The organism is Pseudoduganella sp. S-14 (assembly GCF_049913285.1).
GTDB lineage: Bacteria > Pseudomonadota > Gammaproteobacteria > Burkholderiales > Burkholderiaceae_D > Rugamonas.
Window position 1 is genome coordinate 3,292,075 of the sequence record NZ_CP183991.1, and the last position, 19,856, is coordinate 3,311,930.

The following is a 19,856-nucleotide window of genomic DNA, read 5'->3' on the forward strand; positions in this document are numbered from 1 at the left end:
CGGTGCGCGCCGACTTCACCAGTGCGCTGTACCTGGGCATGCGGCATGCCGCGCAGTCGCTGCCTGCCTGGGACGAGCTGACTTTGGGAAAGCCGGCGGCGCTGGAGCCGGTGCCGGGCGAGACGGAACTGGGCGCCAGCCTGGCGCGCCTGATGGACTGCGAGGCCGCCTGCCTGCTGACTTCCAGCCTGCACCTGTTCTGGGACCTGTTTGGCTGGCTGGCGCCGGCACGAGTGGCGCTGCTGGTCGACAGCGCCGCATATCCGGTGGCACGCTGGGGCGCCGAGCGCGCCTGCGCACAGGGTGTGCCGCTGCAATGCTTCAGCCACTGCAATGCGGCCCAGGCCGCGGCCCTTAGCCGGCGCTGGCGCGAAGCAGGGCGCAGGCCGGTGATCCTGTCGGATGGCTATACGCCGGGCGATGCCGCCGCACCGCCGCTGGCGGGGTATGCCGACATCGCCGATGCATACGGCGGCTTGCTGCTGCTGGACGACACCCAGGCCCTTGGCGTGGTCGGCCTGGATGGGGGAGGATCGGTGGCCGAACACGGCCTGGGCGGCGCACCGGTCCTGGTGGGCGCCTCCATGGCCAAGGGCTTTGGCGCGCCGTTGGCGGTGCTGGCGGGGCCGCGCAAGCTGCTGGGCGGCTTCCTGTCAGCCAGCGAAACGCGGGTCCATTGCAGCCCGCCTTCGGTGGCGGCGATTGCAGCCGGCCGCTGTGCGCTGGACGCCAACCGCCGGCTGGGCCGGGCCTTGCGCGAGAGGCTGCGCGAGCGGATTGCGCAATTGCAGGCGAACCTGGCCGGTTTCGGGATCGCCTGCATGGGGGGCGATTTTCCGGTCCAGCGAATCGCGCTGCCGCCCTTGTGCGATGGCGAGGCGTTACGCAGCGAGCTTTCGCTGGCAGGTATTGAAGTGCTGTTGCAGGGGACACCGGCAAGGCAGGTCCTGACGTTGCTGCTGCGGGCTGACCACAGCGCACAGGAAGTTGCCTATGCCGCCCGCTCGATCGGACAACTGATGGAGGTGCTGCATGTTTGAGACAATGGAATTCGAATGGCGGCCCAAAGGCGGCCGCTCTATGGGACGGGGCCGCACCCGCCCCGCCCGCAAAGTCCGCCCGGCGCCCGTATATGGCGGCGGCTGGCCTTACCGCGTGCCGGTATTCGAGCCGCTACCGCTGCTAGAACCGCCAGCGGGCGACGAACCAGGTCCCGATGAAGGAGACGGTGACGGCGAAGTGCCGCCGACCATCGCTGCGGCTGTGGGGCGCATGCCGCCCGCCCTGCAGCCTTCCTATGCGCTCATCGCTCCGCTCGATCGCGCGCCGAGCGACCCGCGCACGCACGGGCCGGGGCTGTACTACCTTGAATTCACGGTCAACGGCCAGCGCCGGGGCTATAGCGGACAGGCTCGCCACATGGGCCAGCGCCTGGCGCAACACCGGATCTGCGCGGGCATGATGGGCATCCGTCCATCCGAAGTCAGCGTCTATGTCGCCGCCAACCTGGCGGACGATGCCGACCGCCGCCGGCGCGAACGGACCCTGCACGACACGATGTTCAGGCACCACCAGGGCGTGCTGACCAACCAGCGCCGCGAACTGGAGTTCGAGGTGCTGGGAGAAGAGCACGAAGCGCCCTGCGGCTGCAAGCGCTGCCAGCACGGCCCGTTCAGCTCCGAACAGGAAATGGAACTGGCGATGGAACTGCTTGGCGTGCAAAGCGAGGAGGAGATGGAGCAGTTCCTGGGCAAGATGTTCAAGGGCGTCTGGAACGGCATCAAGAAAGTGGCGAAGCCGTTGGGCGGCATCCTGAAAGGGATCGCGAAAAAGGCCTTGCCCTTTGTCGGCGGTGCGCTCGGCTCCTTCATTCCGATTCCGGGCGTAGGCACGGCCCTGGGCCGCGCGCTGGGCGGGGCGCTGAGCAATGCGCTGGAAATGGAAATGCAGGAAATGCCGGAAGTGGACCGCGAGCTGGAAATGGCACGCCGTTTCGTGCGCATTGCCGGCAGCGCCGCGCAGGCTGCGGGCGACAGCGACGGCAGCCCGCAGGCGGTTCGGCGCGCTGTGCTCGATGCCTTGCGTACCCATGCTCCGCAGTTCGGCAGGTCATGATCATCGACTGCCATTGCCACGCCGGCCCTGGCGACGGCTTGACCGGCCCCTGGGACAGCGACGCCGCGCTGGGCCGCTACGCCCGGCGCGCGCGTGAAGCCGGCATCGATTGCACGGTGCTGCTGGCCGCCTTCCATTCCGATTACGGTGCCGCCAATGCCGGCGTGGCGCGCCTGGTGGCAGCGCATCCGGAACGCTACCTCGCCTTTGCCTTCGTGCACGCCCGGCGCGATGCCGGGCGGATTGCAGCGCTGGTACGCAAGGCGGTGGAGGAATACGGATTCGTCGGCATCAAGCTGCACCGGCATGACGCCCCGATCACGGGCGAGGTCTGCGAGGTGGCGCGGCACTTCGGGCTGCCGGTGCTGTACGATCCGGTCGGCGTGACTTCGGTGGCCGAACTGCTGGCAGGACAATATCCCGACGTGAACTTCATCTTGCCCCACCTTGGCAGCTTTGCCGACGACTGGGCGGCGCAACTGGCGCTGATTGACCACCTGGCGCGCCATCGCAACATCTACACCGACAGCGCCGGCGTGCGTCGCTTCGACCTGCTGGAGCAGGCGATCCGCCGCGCAGGTGCGCACAAGGTCCTGTTCGGGACCGACGGACCATGGCTGCACCCTGGCGTGGAACTCGAAAAGATCCGCTTGCTGCGGCTGGGGGCAGGGGACGAAGGACTGGTCCTGGGCGGCAACCTGCTGCGCCTCATCGGACGCGGCTAGGCCGGTGCACTGCGTGCCTTGCGGCGCAATTGCAGCGTGCGGTCGGTCACGCCCAGGCGCAGGGCCGCGCGCTGGTTGTTGTCGCCCTCCTGCTGCAGCACGAGCTGGATGGCGGTGTCGGTAGCTGCCTGGCCGATACGCGAGAGGTTGACTCCAAGGTCGACGGCGCGTCCAATGGCGTTGATAAAAGCCGCGTCGGGCCAGCAGGCGCCGCCGCCGGCGGGGCGTTCCTCGGGCGGCACATCGCCGATGGTGATTGGCCCGGGCCCGATATGGCGGTGCCAGAGCCGCGCCACCGTCTGGCGCAGGTCGCGCACATTGCCGGGATAGCTGCGCGTAAGCAGGTATTGGCGCACGGCCGGATCGAGTTCGACATCCTGCCCGCCAAGCTGGCGCAGGAAGTGCTGCACCAGCGGCAGGATATCGCCTTGCCGTTCGCGCAGCGCCGGCGTCTGGCAGCGCCATGCGGCGATGCGGTAGTACAGGTCGGCGCGAAAGGCTCCGCGCTGGACCTCCGCCTCCAGGTCGCGATTGGTGGCGCACACCAGGCGAAAGCGTGTTGGATGCCAGTCATTGCTGCCGACACGCCGGTATTGCTGTTCCTGGATGACGCGCAGGAGCTGCGCCTGTAGCGCCAGCGGCAATTCGCCCACTTCATCAAGGAACAATACGCCGCCGTTGGCTGCGGCAAAGGCGCCGTCGCGCGCGCTGTAGGCGCCGGTGAACGCGCCTCGTTCATGCCCGAACAATTCGCTGCCCGCCAGCTCCGGCGACAGTGTCGTGCAATCGACGACAGTGAGCGGCCCCGGGCCGCCATGCAGGCGATGTATGGCCTGGGCCAGCAAATCCTTGCCGGTGCCGGTCTCGCCGGTGATGAGGACCGGGGAATCGGTGAAGGCCGCCACTTCCACCAGGTTTTGCAGCATGCGCCGCCAGGGCGCGCTTTGCCCGACCAGGCAGGCGCGTATGCGCTCGGAAGACATGAGCTGGGCGACTTCGTGCCAGCGCTGCAGGCGGGCCAGCACCTGCGGCAGGATCGCCTCGCCAGTGCGCCACAGGATCAGGTCGGAAGCCCCGGCCGCCAGCACTTCCCACATGGCCTCGGCCGCCAGTTCGGCAGGTTCGCAGCAGATGGCCAGCATTTGCGGCGCGCCCGCCGCCTGCAGGTTGGCGGCCAGTTCGCCATCCCACTGCCTGAACAGGAAAATGGAAGCGTCGCTTTCCTGCGGTGCTTCGATGAGGGACACGCCAGCGTCGGACAAGTCTGTCCGCAGCCTGTCGCTGGCATTTGCCGGCGCCTTCGCGGTCGCCAGGATGCAAGCTGAAAGCGCCATTTAGTCGCCCCTCCTGAAAGGACAGGACGTCAACTATAGTGCGAATTCAGGAAGCGTTGCGTTGAGCTTGCTCAATCGTGCGCCGCGGTGCGGCGCACGATCCACAGTGCAGATTTATTGCTTGACGCAGTCGACGAAGTAGTCTTTGCGGCCATTTACTTCGCGCTTCACCAGGCCGTGCACGTCGGTCTCGAATCCTGGGAAGCGTTCATTGAAGTCGCGCGCGAAACGAAGGTAGTCCACGATGGTCTTGTTGAAGCGCTCGCCCGGGATCAGCAGCGGGATGCCCGGCGGGTAAGGCGTCAGCAGGATCGACGTGATGCGGCCTTCCAGGTCGTCCAGCGCCACGCGCTCGATTTCGCGGTGGGCCATCTTGGCGAATGCGTCCGACGGCTTCATGGCAGGCACCATGTCCGACAGGTACATCTCGGTGGTCAGGCGCGCCACGTCGTACGCCTTGTAGAAATCGTGGATCTGCTGGCACAGGTCGCGCAGGCCCATTTGTTCGTAACGCGGATTGGCAGCCGAGAACTCCGGCAGGATGCGCCACATCGGGGCGTTCTTGTCGTAGTCGTCCTTGAACTGTTGCAGCGCGGTCAGCAGTGTGTTCCAGCGGCCTTTGGTGATGCCGATGGTGAACATGATGAAGAAGGAGTACAGGCCGCATTTCTCGACGATCACGCCGTGCTCCGCCAGGTACTTGGTCACGATCGAGGCCGGGATGCCGGTCTCGCCGAACTGGCCGTCCAGCGACAGGCCGGGGTTGACGATGGTGGCCTTGATCGGGTCTAACATGTTGAAGCCCGGCTTCAGGTCGCCGAAGCCGTGCCACTTCTTGCTCTCCTCGGTGAAGATCCAGTCTTCCTGGGAGCCGATGCCTTCTTCGGCGAAGCTGTCCGGGCCCCAGACCTTGAACCACCAGTCCTGGCCCCATTCCTCGTCGATCTTCTTCATCGCGCGGCGGAAGTCCAGCGCTTCCAGGATGGACTCTTCCACCAGGGCGGTGCCGCCCGGCGCTTCCATCATGGCCGCCGCCACGTCGCAGGAGGCGATGATCGAGTACTGCGGCGAGGTCGAGGTATGCATCAGGTAGGCCTCGTTGAAGGCATCCTTGTCCAGCTTCACGGTCTCGGAGTCGCGCACCAGCACCTGCGAAGCCTGGGACAGGCCGGCCAGCAGCTTGTGGGTCGACTGGGTCGAGAAGATCATCGATTCCTTGGCGCGCGGGCGGTCCTTGCCGATCGCGTGCATGTTCTTGTAGAAGTCGTGGAAGGTGGCGTGCGGCAGCCAGGCTTCGTCGAAGTGCAGGGTGTCGATCTTGCCGTCCAACATTTCGCGCAGGGTTTCCACGTTGTAGACCACGCCGTCGTAGGTCGACTGGGTGATGGTCAGGATGCGCGGCTTCTTGTTGAGCGCAGCCTGGGCGAACGGGTTGTTGGCAATCTTGCGCTCGATGCTCTCCAGCGAGAACTCTTCCAGCGGGATCGGGCCGATGATGCCCAGGTTGTTCCGGGTCGGCATCAGGAACACGGGGATCGCGCCGCACATGATGATCGAGTGCAGGATCGACTTGTGGCAGTTGCGGTCGACCACGACGATGTCGCCCGGCGCCACGGTTGAATGCCACACCATCTTGTTGGAGGTGGAGGTGCCGTTGGTGACGAAGTAGGCGTGGTCGGCGTTGTAGATGCGCGCTGCGTTGCGCTCGGACGCGGCCACCGGACCGGTGTGATCCAGCAGCTGGCCCAGTTCTTCCACGGCGTTGCAGACGTCGGCGCGCAGCATGTTCTCGCCGAAGAACTGGTGGAACATCTGGCCGATCGGCGACTTCAGGAACGCCACGCCGCCGGAGTGGCCCGGGCAGTGCCAGGAGTAGGAACCGTCGTTCGCGTAATGCACCAGGGCGCGGAAGAAGGGCGGCGCCAGGCTGTCCAGGTAGGACTTGGCTTCGCGGATGATGTGGCGCGCCACGAATTCCGGGGTGTCCTCGAACATGTGGATGAAGCCGTGCAACTCGCGCAGGATATCGTTGGGGATATGGCGCGAAGTGCGGGTCTCGCCGTACAGGTAGATCGGGATGTCGGCGTTCTTGTGGCGGATCTCGGAAACGAAGGCGCGCAGGGAAGCCAGCGCGAAGTCGGTTTCTTCCGGGGTGCCGCCGCCGAATTCTTCGTCGTCGATCGACAGCACGAAGGCAGACGCGCGCGACTGCTGCTGTGCAAACTGCGCCAGGTCGCCGTAGCTGGTCACACCCAGGACGTCCATGCCTTCGTTTTCCATCGCCGCGGCCAGGGCCCGAATGCCCAGGCCGGACGTGTTCTCGGAACGGAAATCCTCGTCAATGATGACGATGGGGAAGCGGAATTTCATCGATGTTCTCCAGGCGCGACCAAGCGCCTCAAAAAAATAAGACCGGGAGTATCGCAGAAAATATTCCCCGGTGGTGGATTTTTTACATTGTAGCCACGGTGCCAGGTCCGGATGCCCGGGGCGGCCGAGCCGCACCGGGTGTTTGGCCCTGGCATCGCATCTTAAAGCGCAGCGAGCACGCCCAGGCCGAGGCCCACGGCGGCCACGCCGTAGGTGGCATACATCAGCCACTTACGGTTGGTCAGCAGGGTGATCGCGGCCAGTGCAATAGCGATCTGTTCGGCTGTGGTGGCCAGCGCCCACTGGTGGTGCTTGTGCAGCGCGTGGTCGGACTTATGGTCCCACTCGGTCGATTTGGCCTCCCATTCCTCGGCGTCCTTCTTGATGCTGTCTTTTTCTTCCTTGTAGCGCAGTACTTCGCCCTTGAACTTCTCCACATCGGCATTCGGCAGCAGCATGGCCAGTTCGGCCAGGTTCTGCTTGGACGACTTGGCCTGGTAGTAGTTCCAGCGGTTGGATGCTTCGGTCTTGGCGATGGCCGCATTGTTCTTGAACAGGGCCGCATCGTTCTGCGTGGCGCCGCCCTGGTAGCCGAAGATGGCGCCCACGGTGGCCAGGATAGCCGTTGTCACAGCGATATTGCCGGAGAATTTGTCGTTGCTGTGTGCTGCGTGCTCCACGGCGTGGTCGTGCGGGCCGTGGACGTGGAAACCGTGTCCGGACATATTTTAGTTCCTGTTAAAGCTAATGAATGAATAAGGCAGCCCGGCTGCCGAAACGTGGTCCTCGCGCGCTACTTCCCGCCATTGGCCAGCAGCCAGAGCCGGGAAGAATGCGTCGCACTCGAAGCTGCGGCCGATGCGGGTGATGACAAGCTTGTCCACCAGCGGCAAGGCCTGCTGGTACACCTGCGCGCCGCCGATCACGAAAGCCTCTTCGGTGCCGGCGACCAGGGCCTGCGCTTCTTCCAGCGAGCCGACGCGCTCCACGCCCTCGTGCTGCCAATCGGCATTGCGGCTGATGACGATATTGCGACGGTTGGGCAAGGGCCGGCCGATCGAATCAAAGGTCTTGCGGCCCATGATAATCGGATGGCCGGAAGTGAGGCGCTTGAAGTGCGCCAGGTCTTCCGGCAAGTGCCATGGAAGAGTGTTGTTGATACCTATGCCATTGCTGGAGTCAGTGGCAACGATGATGGTCAATTTTGTCATGGCCGACATTATATATCGGAGCACTTTGCTATTCGGTCACGTTGCGGAATTGCGCCACCGCAATTTATTTTGGGGGTGGAATAGGGGCTTGTGACGTTTGGTGAGTTTTGGCGGGGGTGTGCCGGCGTATCGTAGCTTCCAGCGCGCTAGGAATTACTGCTGAGTAATTCTGCTTGTTGATTGTATAACGATATGGACCCCCAGGAGAACCCCTGATGAAACACCCACTCAAGCATCCCCACGGGAATGCCGGGCGCGCTATTCTCGCATTGGCTGACGGCACCCTGTTCGAAGGCATCTCGATCGGTGCCAGCGGCTCCACAGCCGGCGAAGTTGTATTCAATACCGCCATGAGCGGCTACCAGGAAATCCTGAGCGACCCAAGCTATAGCCGCCAGATTGTCACGCTGACCTATCCGCATATCGGCAACACGGGCGTCAACCGTGAGGATGGCGAAGCGCCACTGATCCATGCAGCCGGCCTGGTGGTGAAGGACCTGCCTTTGCTTGCCTCGAACTTCCGCAGCGAGCAGGACCTGTCGAGCTGGTTGACAGAGCAGGGCGTGGTGGCGATTGCAGGCATCGATACCCGCAAGCTGACCCGCATCCTGCGCGAAAAAGGCGCCCAGTCCGGCGCCGTCATCGTCGGCGGCGCGGCGGAGGAGGCCCTGCGCCAGGCGCGCGAATTCCCGGGCCTGGCGGGCATGGACCTGGCGCAGACCGTCAGCACCGCCGTCCCTTATGAGTGGACCGGGACCGAATGGATGCTGGGCCAGGGCCATGGCCACCAGTTGCAGCCGCGCTGCCACGTGGTGGCCTACGACTTTGGCGTGAAGGCGAATATCCTGCGCATGCTGGCCCAGCGCGGCTGCCGCGTAACGGTGCTGCCAGCGCAGGCCGGCGCCGCCGCCGCACTGGCACTGAACCCGGACGGCATCTTCCTGTCGAACGGGCCGGGCGACCCGCAACCCTGCGGTTACGCCATCCAGGCCGCGCGCGAACTGATAGATCGCGGCGTGCCGACCTTCGGCATCTGCCTTGGCCACCAGATCATGGCGCTGGCCTCCGGCGCCCGTACCATGAAAATGAAATTCGGCCACCACGGCGCCAACCACCCGGTACAGGACGTCGAGACGGGCCGCGTGATGATCTCTTCGCAGAACCACGGCTTTGCCGTCGATCCCGATTCGCTGCCGGATAACTGCGCAGTCACGCATATTTCCCTGTTCGACGGTTCGCTGCAAGGCTTCCGCCGCACCGACAAGCCTGCGTTCTGCTTCCAGGGCCATCCCGAGGCTTCGCCCGGGCCGCATGACCTGGCGCCGCTGTTCGACCGTTTTGTGAGCATGATGGAGGGCGCACGCCATGGCTAAGCGTAACGACATCAAGCGCATCCTGATCATTGGCGCTGGCCCGATCGTGATCGGCCAGGCATGCGAATTCGATTACTCCGGCGCCCAGGCTTGCAAGGCTCTGCGCGAAGAAGGCTATGAAGTGGTGCTGGTCAACAGCAACCCGGCCACCATCATGACCGACCCGGGCATGGCCGATGTGACCTATATCGAGCCGATCACCTGGGAAACCGTGGCACGCATCATCGAGAAAGAGCGTCCGCAAGCCGTGCTGCCTACCATGGGGGGCCAGACCGCGCTCAATTGTGCGCTGGACCTGCATCGCCACGGCGTTCTGGAAAGCTTCGACGTGGAGCTGATCGGCGCCACGCCGGAAGCCATCGACCGCGCCGAAGACCGCGCCAAGTTCAAGGCAGCCATGGAGCGCATCGGCCTGCAATCGGCCCGTTCCGGCATCGCCCACACCATGGCCGAGGCCTGGCAGGCGCAGGCGCGCCTCGGCTTCCCGGTGATTATCCGTCCGTCCTTCACCATGGGCGGCAGCGGCGGCGGCATCGCCCGCAATGCCGACGAATTCACCGCCATCTGCCTGCGCGGGCTGGAACTGTCGCCCACTTCCGAACTGCTGATCGAGGAATCGCTGATCGGCTGGAAGGAGTTCGAGATGGAAGTGGTGCGCGACCGCAAGGACAACTGCATCATCGTGTGCTCGATCGAGAACCTGGACCCGATGGGCGTGCATACCGGCGATTCGATCACCGTCGCCCCGGCGCAGACGCTGACCGACAAGGAATACCAGATCATGCGCGACGCGTCGCTGAACGTGCTGCGCGAGATCGGCGTCGATACCGGCGGCTCGAACGTGCAGTTCGCGGTCAACCCGCAAGACGGCCGCATGATCGTGATCGAGATGAACCCGCGCGTGTCGCGCTCCTCGGCGCTCGCCTCCAAGGCGACCGGCTTCCCGATTGCCCGCGTGGCCGCCAAGCTGGCGGTGGGCTTTACGCTGGACGAGCTGCAAAACGATATCACCGGCGGCGCCACCCCGGCTTCGTTCGAGCCTGCGATCGACTACGTGGTCACCAAGATTCCTCGTTTCGCGTTCGAGAAATTCGCCGGCGCCAATGACCGCCTGACCACGCAGATGAAGTCCGTGGGCGAAGTGATGGCCATGGGTCGCACGTTCCAGGAATCGTTCCAGAAGGCGCTGCGCGGCCTGGACATCGGCGTGGACGGCCTGCAGCGCATCGCCACCGGCCGCGACGTGATCGAACAGGAACTGCGCCTGCCGGGCCCGCAACGCATCTGGTACGTCGGCGAAGCCTTCGCGCAAGGCATGTCGCTGGCGGAGGTGAACCGCCTGTCCCATATCGATCCCTGGTTCCTGGCCCAGATCCAGGACCTGGTGGAAGTGGAGGAATGGGTGGCTACCCAGCAGCTGGGCGGTTTCGAGCGCAATGTGCTGCACCGCCTGAAACAGCAAGGCTTCAGCGACCGCCGTCTGGCGCACCTGCTGGGTGTGCATGAAGACGCGGTGCGCAAGCAGCGCCACGCCCAGGGCATCCGCCCGGTGTACAAGCGCGTCGACACCTGTGCCGGCGAGTTCGCGACCCGCACTGCCTATATGTATTCGACCTACGACGAGGAATGCGAGGCCCAACCGACCGGCGCTCGCAAGATCATGGTGCTGGGCGGCGGCCCGAACCGGATCGGCCAGGGCATCGAATTCGATTATTGCTGCGTGCATGCCGCGCTGGCGATGCGCGAGGATGGCTACGAGACCATCATGGTGAACTGCAACCCGGAGACCGTCTCCACCGATTACGACACCTCCGACCGCCTGTATTTCGAATCGCTGACGCTGGAAGACGTGCTGGAAATCGTCGCCATCGAAAAGCCCGAAGGCGTGATCGTCCAGTACGGCGGCCAGACCCCGCTCAAGCTGGCCCTGGCGCTGGAGGCGAACGGCGTGCCGATCATCGGCACCTCGCCCGACATGATCGACGCCGCCGAGGACCGCGAACGCTTCCAGAAACTGCTGTTCGAGCTGGACCTGCGCCAGCCTTCGAACCGCACCGCCCGCAACGAGCAGCAAGCCGTGGCCATGGCCGAGGAGATCGGCTACCCGCTGGTGGTGCGCCCATCGTATGTGCTGGGCGGCCGCGCCATGGAAATCGTGCACGAACGGGCCGACCTGGAGCGCTATATGCGCGAAGCGGTCAAGGTCTCGCATGATTCGCCGGTGCTGCTGGACCGCTTCCTGAATGACGCCATCGAAGTGGACGTGGACTGCGTCAGCGACGGCACCGACGTGGTGATCGGCGGCGTGATGGAGCACGTCGAACAGGCCGGCATCCACTCGGGCGATTCGGCCTGCAGCCTGCCGCCTTATTCGCTGTCGGACGCCACCGTGGCGGAAATCAAGCGCCAGACTGTGCGCCTGGCGCGCGGCCTGAACGTGGTCGGCCTGATGAATGTGCAATTTGCCGTGCAGCGCCAGAAAGCTGACGGCCGCGTGCTGGACCGGATCTTCGTGCTGGAAGTGAATCCACGCGCTTCGCGCACCGTACCGTTCGTATCCAAGGCGACCGGTGTTCAGTTGGCCAAGGTCGCAGCGCGCTGCATGGCTGGCCGTTCGCTTGCGGCGCAGGGCGTTACCGCGGAAGTGATTCCGCCTTATTACAGCGTCAAAGAGTCTGTATTGCCATTTGCGAAATTCCCCGGCGTTGACACCATCCTTGGGCCTGAAATGAAGTCCACCGGCGAAGTGATGGGAACCGGAACCACCTTCGGCGAGGCTTTCCTGAAGGCTGAACTGGGCGCCGGCGTGCGCATTCCGCTGGCGGGCTATGTCTATATGCGCGTGCGCAAGGCCGACCAGGCGCGCGCCGTGGCACTGGCGCGCGAGCTGGCCGATGTCGGCTACCAGCTATGCGCCAGCGAAGTTACTGCCGCCGTGCTGGAAGCAGGCGAGGTGCCAGTCAATACCATCGAGGACGAAACCCTGCTTGGCCTGCTGGCCCTGCGCGAGATCGCCATGGCCGTGGTCACGGTGGACGAGAAGCGCACGGCCATTGCAGCCACGCGCAGCCTGCGCACAGCGGCACTGGCCTCCGGCACGGTCATGTTTACCACCATCGCAGCGGCCGAAGCCGCGGCGGAAGCGCGCAAGCACGCCGGCACTACTGCCGTGCGTTCGCTGCAGGAACTGCATGCCATGGGCGGCGGCGAACAGCGTCAGGTGCCGCCGCCCGCGCCGCGTCCTGTGCCGGGCGCCGTGGACCTGGCAGCGGCTGCCTGGCAGATGCCGGAGCGCCGTGCACAATCGCGCCAGCGCAGCGTCGGCGTGGAGCCGCTGAAAGTCTTCATCCGCCAGCCCTTCACCGAATCGGACGAACGCGAACAGCGCATGATCGGTGAAATCATGCAGATGATTGACAGCGCCAACGGCCTGCCGCACGTCTTCGACTACCTCACCGGCTTGCAGGCCGAGAGTGCCGAAACCTTCCGCTCCTCGTTCGAGCGCAAGCAGGGCATGCCTTTCACGCCGCAGAATTTCCGCCGCCACCGGCTCGCATTGCTGGACCAGGCGGACGTCATGGTCAACATCCGCGTCGGAATGAGTGAAAGCAGTGCATTCGAGTTGAGCTATCACATATTCAAGGGCCGCCGAACGCCTATCCTGTTCCTGGTGTGGAAAGGCGCGCCGATCAAAACCACGCTGCTGCGCGAACTCGATGACCTGGTGGATATCACCTACATCGAGTTCGAGGAAGTCTCGGAATTGCGTGGCCGTTTGCATCAGTTTTTCAAATGTTTGGTAAAGGAGTGAGCGATGTTCAATAATTTCAAGATCAAGACCCTGCTGGTTGGTGTGCTGGGTTTGCTGATTGGCCTGCTGGCGATTATTGGCGGCCTCGGAATCCTGAGCGCGGAGCGCTCGGTCGGACTGGTGAAAGACGTGACGGTCTCCAACCAGAAGAACATCGCGGAGCGCAATGCTATTCGCCTGGACATGGAAACGGGCCGCAGCCAGATCCTGCAGGCCTTGCAGCACAATCCTGAACTGGCCTGGAGCAAGCTGCACGACCACCCGTTGACCAACCACTTCAACATCGTCGATGAAGTCACGGCGCGCGTGAACAAGCGCTGGGAAGGCTACCTGGCGAGCATCAAGTCGCCGGAGGAGCGCAAGCTGGCCGAAGACTGGTTTGCCAAGAGCGACGGCCTGGGCGTTGAGCACGTCCGTGCCGCCGCCGCGGCCGTCAAGGAAGGGCGCTGGGACGACGCGGAAACGGTGCTGATCAAGAAACTCAACCCGTCCTACCGCCTTGGCGACGGCGCATTGAAGGCGCTGTCCGAGCACGCCGACAAGCGCATCGAGGCCGATGCCGCCGCGGTCGCGGCTGGCCTGAGCCGCAACAGCACCACCGTTACCGTGGTCCTGGTCGCCGGCCTGGCGTTGAGCGTGTTCGCCGGCCTGGTGCTGCTGAAGGCGATTTCCGAGCCGCTGGCGGAAGCCATGGACGTGGCGCACCGCGTTGCCGATGGCGACCTGAAAGGCCAGGCCACCAAGCATGCGGACAATGAATTCGGCGAATTGCTGCGCGCCCTGGACAAGATGCGCGACAACCTGGCCGCCATCGTGGCCGAAGTACGCGGCGGCAGCGACACGATCTCCAGCGCGTCGGCGCAGATCGCGGCCGGCAATATGGACTTGTCCGACCGCACCGGCGAACAGGCCGCTTCGCTGGAAGAAACCGCCTCCTCGATGGAAGAACTGACCAGCACCGTGCGCCAGAACGCCGACAATGCACGCCAGGCCAACCAGCTTGCCGTTTCGGCATCATCGGTCGCGACCAAGGGCGGCGAAGTGGTTGAACAGGTGGTGGCGACCATGGGCTCGATCAACGAGTCGTCCAACAAGATCGTGGACATCATCGCGGTCATCGACGGTATCGCCTTCCAGACCAATATCCTGGCCCTGAATGCGGCCGTGGAAGCCGCCCGGGCCGGCGAGCAGGGCCGCGGCTTCGCGGTGGTTGCCAGCGAGGTGCGCAACCTGGCGCAGCGTTCGGCCGCCGCCGCCAAGGAAATCAAGCAGTTGATCGACGATTCTGTTGGCAAAGTGGAAAGTGGCGCCAAGCTGGTCAACCAGGCCGGGCACACAATGAAGGAAATCGTGTCGAGCATTCAGCGCGTGACTGATATCATGGGGGAAATTACCAGTGCTACGCAGGAACAGACTGCCGGCCTGGAACAAATCCACCAGGCCATCACCGAGATGGATACAATCACCCAGCAGAACGTGGCGCTGGTGGAAGAGGCAGCTTCGGCGTCGACGGCCCTGCAAGACCAGGCCAACAGCCTGTCGAAAGTTGTCAGCGTGTTCCAGATCGACAGCGAGCGCCGCGAGCATCCTGCCGCCGTGCAGGCCCGCGCAGTGATCCAGGCGGTACGCACCAAGCCTGCGTTGCCCGCCAAGGCCAAGCCGGTGCAGCGCGACGGCAAGGGAGCAGCACCGCGCAAGGTTGCCAATAGCGAGGTAGGAGATTGGGAAGAGTTTTAATGAAGGAGCATGATTGGAATACAAAGCGTTTGAGCACTTAGTCCGACGGCTGGAGCTGGATTCAAATTCCAGCCCGGAAGCCTTCCGCCGCAAGGTATTTGCAATCGGCCTGGGCGCCTATGCAACCCTGTTCGGGTTGCTGGCCGGGCTGCTTGCGTTATTTGCCATGCTGGTGCAATGGGCAATCGAGTCGCACCGTGCCTTTGCGATGATCAAGGCTGGCCTGGCCGGCCTGTTCCTCCTTTCTCTGATCTTTGTCATCCTGCGCGTGATGCTCATGCGACTGGACCCGCCGACCGGGCGTGAACTGGTCCGCGATGAAGCGCCCAAGCTGTTCGATATCCTCGAAAAGCTGTACGGCAAGCTGCATGGCCCGCGTATCCAGCACGTGCTGATTACAGACGAATACAATGCGGCGATCGTGCAGCATGCCCGATTCGGCATTTTCGGGGGCTACCGCAACTACCTGCTGGTTGGCCTGCCGTTCCTGCTCGGCTCCACGCCGAAGGAGATGCTGGCCGTGCTGGCCCACGAATACGGCCACCTGTGCGGCGACCACGCCAAAGGGTCCACCACGATCTATCGCCAGCGTCGCCTGTTCGTCGCCATGTACCAGCACCTGGAGAGCAGTGCGGACGACAATGTCGTGAGCGCGGCGATCGTGCGCGCCCTGCAACGCTTCTTCCCTTATTACAGCGCCTACACCTTCGTCCTGTCGCGCCAGGACGAATACGAGGCCGACCAGGTCGCCGTCGACATGGCCGGCCACACGGCGACTTCCCAGATGCTGGTGCGCGCCCGCCTCCTCGGCGACTGGATTGCCCACGACTTCTGGCCCAGCATGTACGAGAATGCGGATCGCCTGGAACGTCCGCCGTTCATGCCGTTTTCTTCGATGCGCCTGGCGATCAAGGCCAACTACGACGAATGGGCCACCAAGAAGGCGCTGGATACTGCCTGGGCCACGCGCTCGGATCTTGACGACACCCATCCCTGCCTGCGCGAGCGGCTCGATGCTATCGAGATGGCGCCGGTCCTGCCGCCGCCGGTCGATACCTGCGCTGCCGACGTGATGCTGGCCGCCGGCGTCGGCAAGAAACTGGAAGCGGAACTGGACCAGGATTGGTGGGAAGTCAATTCACGCGGCTGGGTTCACCGCTTCCGTCACGTGCAGAATTCGCGCGTCCGCATCGGCGAGTTGTCGGCTTCGCCGCTGGCGAAGCTTTCGGTGCAGGACTTGTTGGAGCTGGCGTCGTTGAAGCTGGACTTCGAGGACACCGCTTCCGCCAAGCCGGCCCTGGTCGAGTTGATGAAGCGCGGCGGCGGCCCGTATCCGCGCGCCTCGCTGATGTATGGACGCGTGCTGGTGGCCGAAGGCGACCGCCGCGGCGTTGACCACCTGCGCGAAGCCGCGCTGAACGAGCCGCGCCTGCTGGAGGAAGCCGCCCAACGCGGCTACCAGTTCCTGCTGGAGAGGGACGGCGAAGCGGTTGCCAACCGCTGGTGGGGCAGCATCGTGCCCCAGGACGAACCGGCTTAAACCGCCATCGGCGCCGTCAGCGGCGCGTGGTGCTGGTAGCCTTCCAGCGTGAAGTCGGAAGGCTCGATCTTCTCCAGCCATTCCGGCTCATATTTTCCGGTTTCCGCGAACGCGGGCACGCGGCTGTTGATGTGCAGCTGCGGCAGCGGCAGCGGCTCGCGCTTCAGCTGCTCCTGCACCATTTCCATGTGGTTCTCGTAAATGTGCGCATCGCCGATAAAGTAGCTGAACCAGCGCGGCTGGTAGCCTGTCAGGCGGGCCACCAGGTGCAGCAGGGCTGCGCCTTCCGCGATATTGAAGGGCGTGCCCAGGCCGATGTCGTTGCTGCGCACGTAGAGGCACAGGGAGAGCTCGCGCGTCGTGGCGTTCGGGATGAATTGGTAGAGCAGGTGGCAGGCCGGCAGCGCTACCTGGTCCAGCACGGCCGGGTTCCAGCCATGGAACAGGATGCGGCGGCTCGATGGATTGTTGACGATGGTGTCCAGGCATTCGCGCAGCTGGTCGATGGCCTTGTACATCAACACCTTCTGCACGCCGTCTTCCTGCAGCGGGGCGACCTGGCGGAAGCCGTTGCGTTCCGCGTCTGCAATCTGCGCGGCGGCGGCGGCGTCCAGCACCTTATAGCCTGGCCACTGGCGCCACTGCACGCCGTACACCGGACCGAGGTCGTCGGTGCCGCTACGATGGGGGTTGGCCAGCCATTGGGCGTTTTCGTTGGCGTTCTGGTCCCACACCTTGCAGCCCAGGGCGCGGAAGTCGGCGGCGCTGCGCGAGGCGCGCAGGAAAGCGCACAGCTCGCCCACCACCGATTTGAAGGCCAGCTTCTTGGTCGTCACGGCAGGGAAGCCGTCCTTCAGGTCGAAGCGCATCATCGCGCCCGGCACGCTGAGGGTACGGATACCGGTGCGGTTGTCCTGCCAGCTTCCTTGTTCCAGCACGGTGCTGATCAATTCCTTGTACTGCTTCATGCAATTCTCCGTTTATCGTTTGTTGCCGCGGCCGCCGGGCTTGGACGCCGCGCGGCCGGCAGCGCGTGCTGCCGATTTCGCGCCGCGCGTGGCGGTCACCACGACTTTGCCGCCGCCGCCCGTGCCTGCAGAGCCCACGGCGCCGTCGCGGCCACGGTTCCCTCCCGGGCCGCCACGGCTTGCGCCGGTACCGGCGCCGGGGCTTCCGGGGCGGGCGCCGTAGATTGGTCCGCGCGAGCGCTCTTTTTCTTTTGGCGGCAGCTCTTCTTTCAGCCCGCCAAAGCCGCCTGCCGGACGCGGTGTGTCATCGCGTGCCGGCGGCTGCTGTTTGGCAGCCGTTCGTGGCGTCGGGCCGGCTGCTGCACCCTTGGCCGGCCTGGCCGCGCTACGGGCAGGCTTGCCGCCAGCGGCGCGTACGGCAGGCGCGCTCGGCGTGCCGGTCGACGGCACGCGATGGTCCGCTTCAAAGCCCGCTTCTTCCTGGCGCGGCAAGACCGTGCCGGTCAGCTTTTCGATTGCCCGCAGCAGTTCAACTTCGTCCGCGCAAACGAGCGACACTGCCTCGCCCTCGGCGCCGGCACGGCCGGTGCGGCCGATGCGGTGGATATAGTCTTCAGCCACGCTCGGCAGGTCGAAATTGACGACCAGCGGCAACGCTTCGATGTCCAGGCCCCGGGCCGCAACGTCGGTCGCCACCAGGATCTGCACAGCGTTGGCCTTGAAACGCTTCAGCGCCTTGATGCGGGCCAGCTGCGGCTTGTCGCCGTGGATCGAATCGGCCGAGATGCCTTCGTCGTGCAACCGGCCAAGCAGCTGTTCGACACCCTTGCGCGTCTTGACGAACACCAGGACCTGGCCCCAGCCTTCCTTGCGCAGCAGGTGCACGAACAGCTCCGGCTTGTTGCGCTTGTCGGTGGTGAACACGTGCTGGCGCACGGTGCGTGCTGCCGTATTGGGCGCGCTGGCCTGGACGGTGAGCGGGTCGCGCAGCAACTGCCTGGCCATGGCCCGGATTGATTCCGGCATGGTGGCCGAGAACAGCAAGGTCTGGCGCTCGGCCGGGAGTACGGCAAACAGCGCATCCAGGTCGGCTGCAAAGCCCAGGTCCAGCATGCGGTCCGCTTCGTCCAGCACCAGGGCGGTCAACTGGCCGAATTCCAGCGCACCTTTGCGATGGAGGTCCAGCAGGCGGCCCGGTGTGGCCACCAGGACGTCCAGCCCCTTGCGCAGTTTCGCCAGTTGCGGTTCCATCGGCACGCCGCCGTAAGCGACAGCGCAACGCAGCGGCAGGTTGAAGCCGTAGGTATGGAAGCTCTGGTACACCTGTTCGGCCAGCTCGCGTGTCGGAACCAGCACCAGGCAGCGCACTTGGCTGGATGCAGCCTGGTCGCCTTCCATGGCCAGGCGCTGCAGCAGCGGCAGGGCGAAAGCGGCGGTCTTGCCGGTACCGGTTTGTGCGGCGGCGAGCAGGTCGCGGCCGGCCAGAACTGCGGGGATGGCTTGTTTCTGGACTGGCGTCGGTGTCTTGTAGCCAATCGAATCGAGTGTGCGAAGGAGCCCGTCAATCAGGTCCAGCGAAGCAAAACTCATAGTGCGTCGCTCCATAAAGTGAGGGCTTGGCGGACTTGTTCGTCCGCTAGTGCAAGCAGGTTATCGCCGACATACCATTCGGTATAGCTGGCGCCGGGCAGTTGCGCGTGGGCTGCGCGGTTGAGCAGCCACACGCCATGCTGCGCAGCGATCTCGTTGCGGATCTGCAGCAGGCGGTCGCGCTCGACCGGCACATGGATATGCAGCATGTTCGCATGCGGCTGCGCAGGATTGGCGCGCAGTCGAGGGTAGTCGCGCAAGGTGTCGTACAACCATTGCGTACGGCGGAAATAGTCGGGCATGGCCGCCAGGCGCGCATCGAACTGCATGGCGGCGGCCACCACGTATGGCGTGCGGTGGATCACGTTGCCGCCCTGGCGGCGAAACCATTCCTGCGCGCGGGCGACGAAGTCACGGCTGCCCAGCAGCATGGCGCCGCCCAGCCCGCCGATGCCCTTGTACAGCGAGACGTAGACGCTATCAAAGCCCGCCGCCACCTCGGCCGGCGCCCGGCCATAGCCGGCAGCAGCTTCCCACAGGCGCGCGCCATCCATGTGCAAATGGATGCCCTGTTTGCGGCAGTGGGACTTGATCGCTTCCAGTTCGTCCCAGCGCGGCGACTGGCCGCCCAGTTCACGCGCAGGCAGTTCAAGCGACACGGCTGCCAGCCGGTCGGGCACGGCTTGCAGCTCGCTCAGGGTGAATGGGCGGTGCAGGTCGCCCAGCTGGATCGCCTGGAAATGGTCCAGCAGTTGGTGGTTGCCGCGTTCATGCCTGAAGATGTGCGCTGTCGGGTGCAGGGCTACCAGTCGGCTGCCGCGGTCCATGCAGGCCAGGCGCAGTGCCGTGACCTGGGTCATGGTGCCGGTGATGCAGAAGGCCGCGGCCTCAAAGCCCAGCAGCTCGGCGACTTTCTGCTCGAAAGACTGGATCAGTTCACCCTCGCCATACACGTCATGGGCGATGTCGCGGGCTTCGCACCAGGCGGCCATGGCGCCAAAGGCCTGCGCCGGCGAAGGCTGGTGATGGCCCGGCAGGATGGTGTGGCAACCCTGGCGCAGTTCGGCGTCGGTCACGTTGCG

Annotated in this window: 14 protein-coding genes; 7 read left to right on the plus strand and 7 right to left on the minus strand. The window is 64.7% G+C overall.

Features of this window, described 5'->3' with window-relative positions:
* Positions 1-2 precede the first annotated feature (2 nt).
* From ACN9MZ_RS15140 to ACN9MZ_RS15150, 3 genes are read left to right on the plus strand one after another with little or no spacing between them, the layout of a single operon-like run.
* Complete coding sequence (locus tag ACN9MZ_RS15140; protein WP_426337822.1) at positions 3-1,040, plus strand: aminotransferase class I/II-fold pyridoxal phosphate-dependent enzyme; 1,038 nt, start codon at positions 3-5, stop codon at positions 1,038-1,040.
* On the plus strand, positions 1,033-2,115 hold the full coding sequence (locus ACN9MZ_RS15145; RefSeq protein WP_426337823.1) for a hypothetical protein: 1,083 nt from the start codon (positions 1,033-1,035) through the stop codon (positions 2,113-2,115). Before ACN9MZ_RS15140 ends, ACN9MZ_RS15145 begins: the two co-directional genes overlap by 8 nt.
* Positions 2,112-2,840 carry an amidohydrolase family protein gene (locus ACN9MZ_RS15150; protein WP_426337824.1) on the plus strand — a complete coding sequence of 243 codons (729 nt, stop codon included), beginning with the start codon at positions 2,112-2,114 and terminating at the stop codon, positions 2,838-2,840. The genes ACN9MZ_RS15145 and ACN9MZ_RS15150 overlap by 4 nt, the downstream gene beginning before the upstream one ends.
* Here the strand turns inward: ACN9MZ_RS15150 and ACN9MZ_RS15155 are convergent.
* The 4 genes from ACN9MZ_RS15155 to ACN9MZ_RS15170 form a co-directional block, all read right to left on the minus strand.
* Positions 2,837-4,174: a sigma 54-interacting transcriptional regulator gene (locus ACN9MZ_RS15155; RefSeq protein ID WP_426337825.1), complete on the minus strand. Its 1,338-nt coding sequence runs from the start codon at positions 4,172-4,174 to the stop codon at positions 2,837-2,839. The genes ACN9MZ_RS15150 and ACN9MZ_RS15155 overlap by 4 nt on opposite strands.
* Before the next feature lie 114 nt (positions 4,175-4,288).
* Positions 4,289-6,544, minus strand: coding sequence for an Orn/Lys/Arg decarboxylase N-terminal domain-containing protein (locus ACN9MZ_RS15160; RefSeq protein WP_426337826.1), 2,256 nt, complete (start codon positions 6,542-6,544; stop codon positions 4,289-4,291).
* A gap of 161 nt (positions 6,545-6,705) precedes the next feature.
* Positions 6,706-7,269, minus strand: a complete 564-nt coding sequence (locus ACN9MZ_RS15165; RefSeq protein WP_426337827.1) for a DUF4337 domain-containing protein — start codon at positions 7,267-7,269, stop codon at positions 6,706-6,708.
* A 3-nt stretch (positions 7,270-7,272) separates the two neighbouring features.
* The gene (locus ACN9MZ_RS15170) at positions 7,273-7,755 is read right to left on the minus strand and encodes a dihydrofolate reductase (RefSeq protein ID WP_426337828.1); all 483 of its coding nucleotides are present in this window, start codon (positions 7,753-7,755) and stop codon (positions 7,273-7,275) included.
* Positions 7,756-7,970: 215 nt separating this feature from the next.
* Between ACN9MZ_RS15170 and carA the strand changes: the two genes are divergently transcribed.
* From carA to ACN9MZ_RS15190, 4 genes are read left to right on the plus strand one after another with little or no spacing between them, the layout of a single operon-like run.
* Complete coding sequence (gene carA, locus ACN9MZ_RS15175; RefSeq protein ID WP_426337829.1) at positions 7,971-9,128, plus strand: glutamine-hydrolyzing carbamoyl-phosphate synthase small subunit; 1,158 nt, start codon at positions 7,971-7,973, stop codon at positions 9,126-9,128.
* Positions 9,121-12,939, plus strand: a complete 3,819-nt coding sequence (gene carB / locus ACN9MZ_RS15180) for a carbamoyl-phosphate synthase large subunit (RefSeq protein ID WP_426337830.1) — start codon at positions 9,121-9,123, stop codon at positions 12,937-12,939. Before carA ends, carB begins: the two co-directional genes overlap by 8 nt.
* 3 nt (positions 12,940-12,942) lie before the next feature.
* Positions 12,943-14,676, plus strand: a complete 1,734-nt coding sequence (locus ACN9MZ_RS15185; protein ID WP_426337831.1) for a methyl-accepting chemotaxis protein — start codon at positions 12,943-12,945, stop codon at positions 14,674-14,676.
* Between the two features lie 13 nt (positions 14,677-14,689).
* Positions 14,690-16,216: a M48 family metallopeptidase gene (locus ACN9MZ_RS15190; protein ID WP_426337832.1), complete on the plus strand. Its 1,527-nt coding sequence runs from the start codon at positions 14,690-14,692 to the stop codon at positions 16,214-16,216.
* Here ACN9MZ_RS15190 and ACN9MZ_RS15195 read toward each other — a convergent pair.
* The 3 genes from ACN9MZ_RS15195 to ACN9MZ_RS15205 are packed head-to-tail and all read right to left on the minus strand — an operon-like array spanning position 16,213 to position 19,850.
* Positions 16,213-17,184: a thymidylate synthase gene (locus tag ACN9MZ_RS15195; RefSeq protein ID WP_426337833.1), complete on the minus strand. Its 972-nt coding sequence runs from the start codon at positions 17,182-17,184 to the stop codon at positions 16,213-16,215. The two genes, ACN9MZ_RS15190 and ACN9MZ_RS15195, sit on opposite strands and share 4 nt — an antisense overlap.
* A 12-nt stretch (positions 17,185-17,196) precedes the next feature.
* The gene (locus tag ACN9MZ_RS15200; RefSeq protein ID WP_426337834.1) at positions 17,197-18,774 is read right to left on the minus strand and encodes a DEAD/DEAH box helicase; all 1,578 of its coding nucleotides are present in this window, start codon (positions 18,772-18,774) and stop codon (positions 17,197-17,199) included.
* Positions 18,771-19,850 carry a threonine aldolase family protein gene (locus ACN9MZ_RS15205; protein ID WP_426337835.1) on the minus strand — a complete coding sequence of 360 codons (1,080 nt, stop codon included), beginning with the start codon at positions 19,848-19,850 and terminating at the stop codon, positions 18,771-18,773. The genes ACN9MZ_RS15200 and ACN9MZ_RS15205 overlap by 4 nt, the downstream gene beginning before the upstream one ends.
* Between the last annotated feature and the right edge of the window lie 6 nt (positions 19,851-19,856).

What these genes read in the sequence shown, in the direction of transcription:
- ACN9MZ_RS15145 (WP_426337823.1), top strand. Translation starts at nt 1,033, where the DNA reads ATGTTTGAGACAATGGAATTCGAATGGCGGCCCAAAGGCGGCCGCTCT.
- ACN9MZ_RS15150 (WP_426337824.1), top strand. Translation starts at nt 2,112, where the DNA reads ATGATCATCGACTGCCATTGCCACGCCGGCCCTGGCGACGGCTTGACC.
- ACN9MZ_RS15155 (WP_426337825.1), bottom strand. Translation starts at nt 4,174, where the DNA reads ATGGCGCTTTCAGCTTGCATCCTGGCGACCGCGAAGGCGCCGGCAAAT.
- ACN9MZ_RS15160 (WP_426337826.1), bottom strand. Translation starts at nt 6,544, where the DNA reads ATGAAATTCCGCTTCCCCATCGTCATCATTGACGAGGATTTCCGTTCC.
- ACN9MZ_RS15165 (WP_426337827.1), bottom strand. Translation starts at nt 7,269, where the DNA reads ATGTCCGGACACGGTTTCCACGTCCACGGCCCGCACGACCACGCCGTG.
- ACN9MZ_RS15170 (WP_426337828.1), bottom strand. Translation starts at nt 7,755, where the DNA reads ATGACAAAATTGACCATCATCGTTGCCACTGACTCCAGCAATGGCATA.
- carA (WP_426337829.1), top strand. Translation starts at nt 7,971, where the DNA reads ATGAAACACCCACTCAAGCATCCCCACGGGAATGCCGGGCGCGCTATT.
- carB (WP_426337830.1), top strand. Translation starts at nt 9,121, where the DNA reads ATGGCTAAGCGTAACGACATCAAGCGCATCCTGATCATTGGCGCTGGC.
- ACN9MZ_RS15185 (WP_426337831.1), top strand. Translation starts at nt 12,943, where the DNA reads ATGTTCAATAATTTCAAGATCAAGACCCTGCTGGTTGGTGTGCTGGGT.
- ACN9MZ_RS15195 (WP_426337833.1), bottom strand. Translation starts at nt 17,184, where the DNA reads ATGAAGCAGTACAAGGAATTGATCAGCACCGTGCTGGAACAAGGAAGC.
- ACN9MZ_RS15200 (WP_426337834.1), bottom strand. Translation starts at nt 18,774, where the DNA reads ATGAGTTTTGCTTCGCTGGACCTGATTGACGGGCTCCTTCGCACACTC.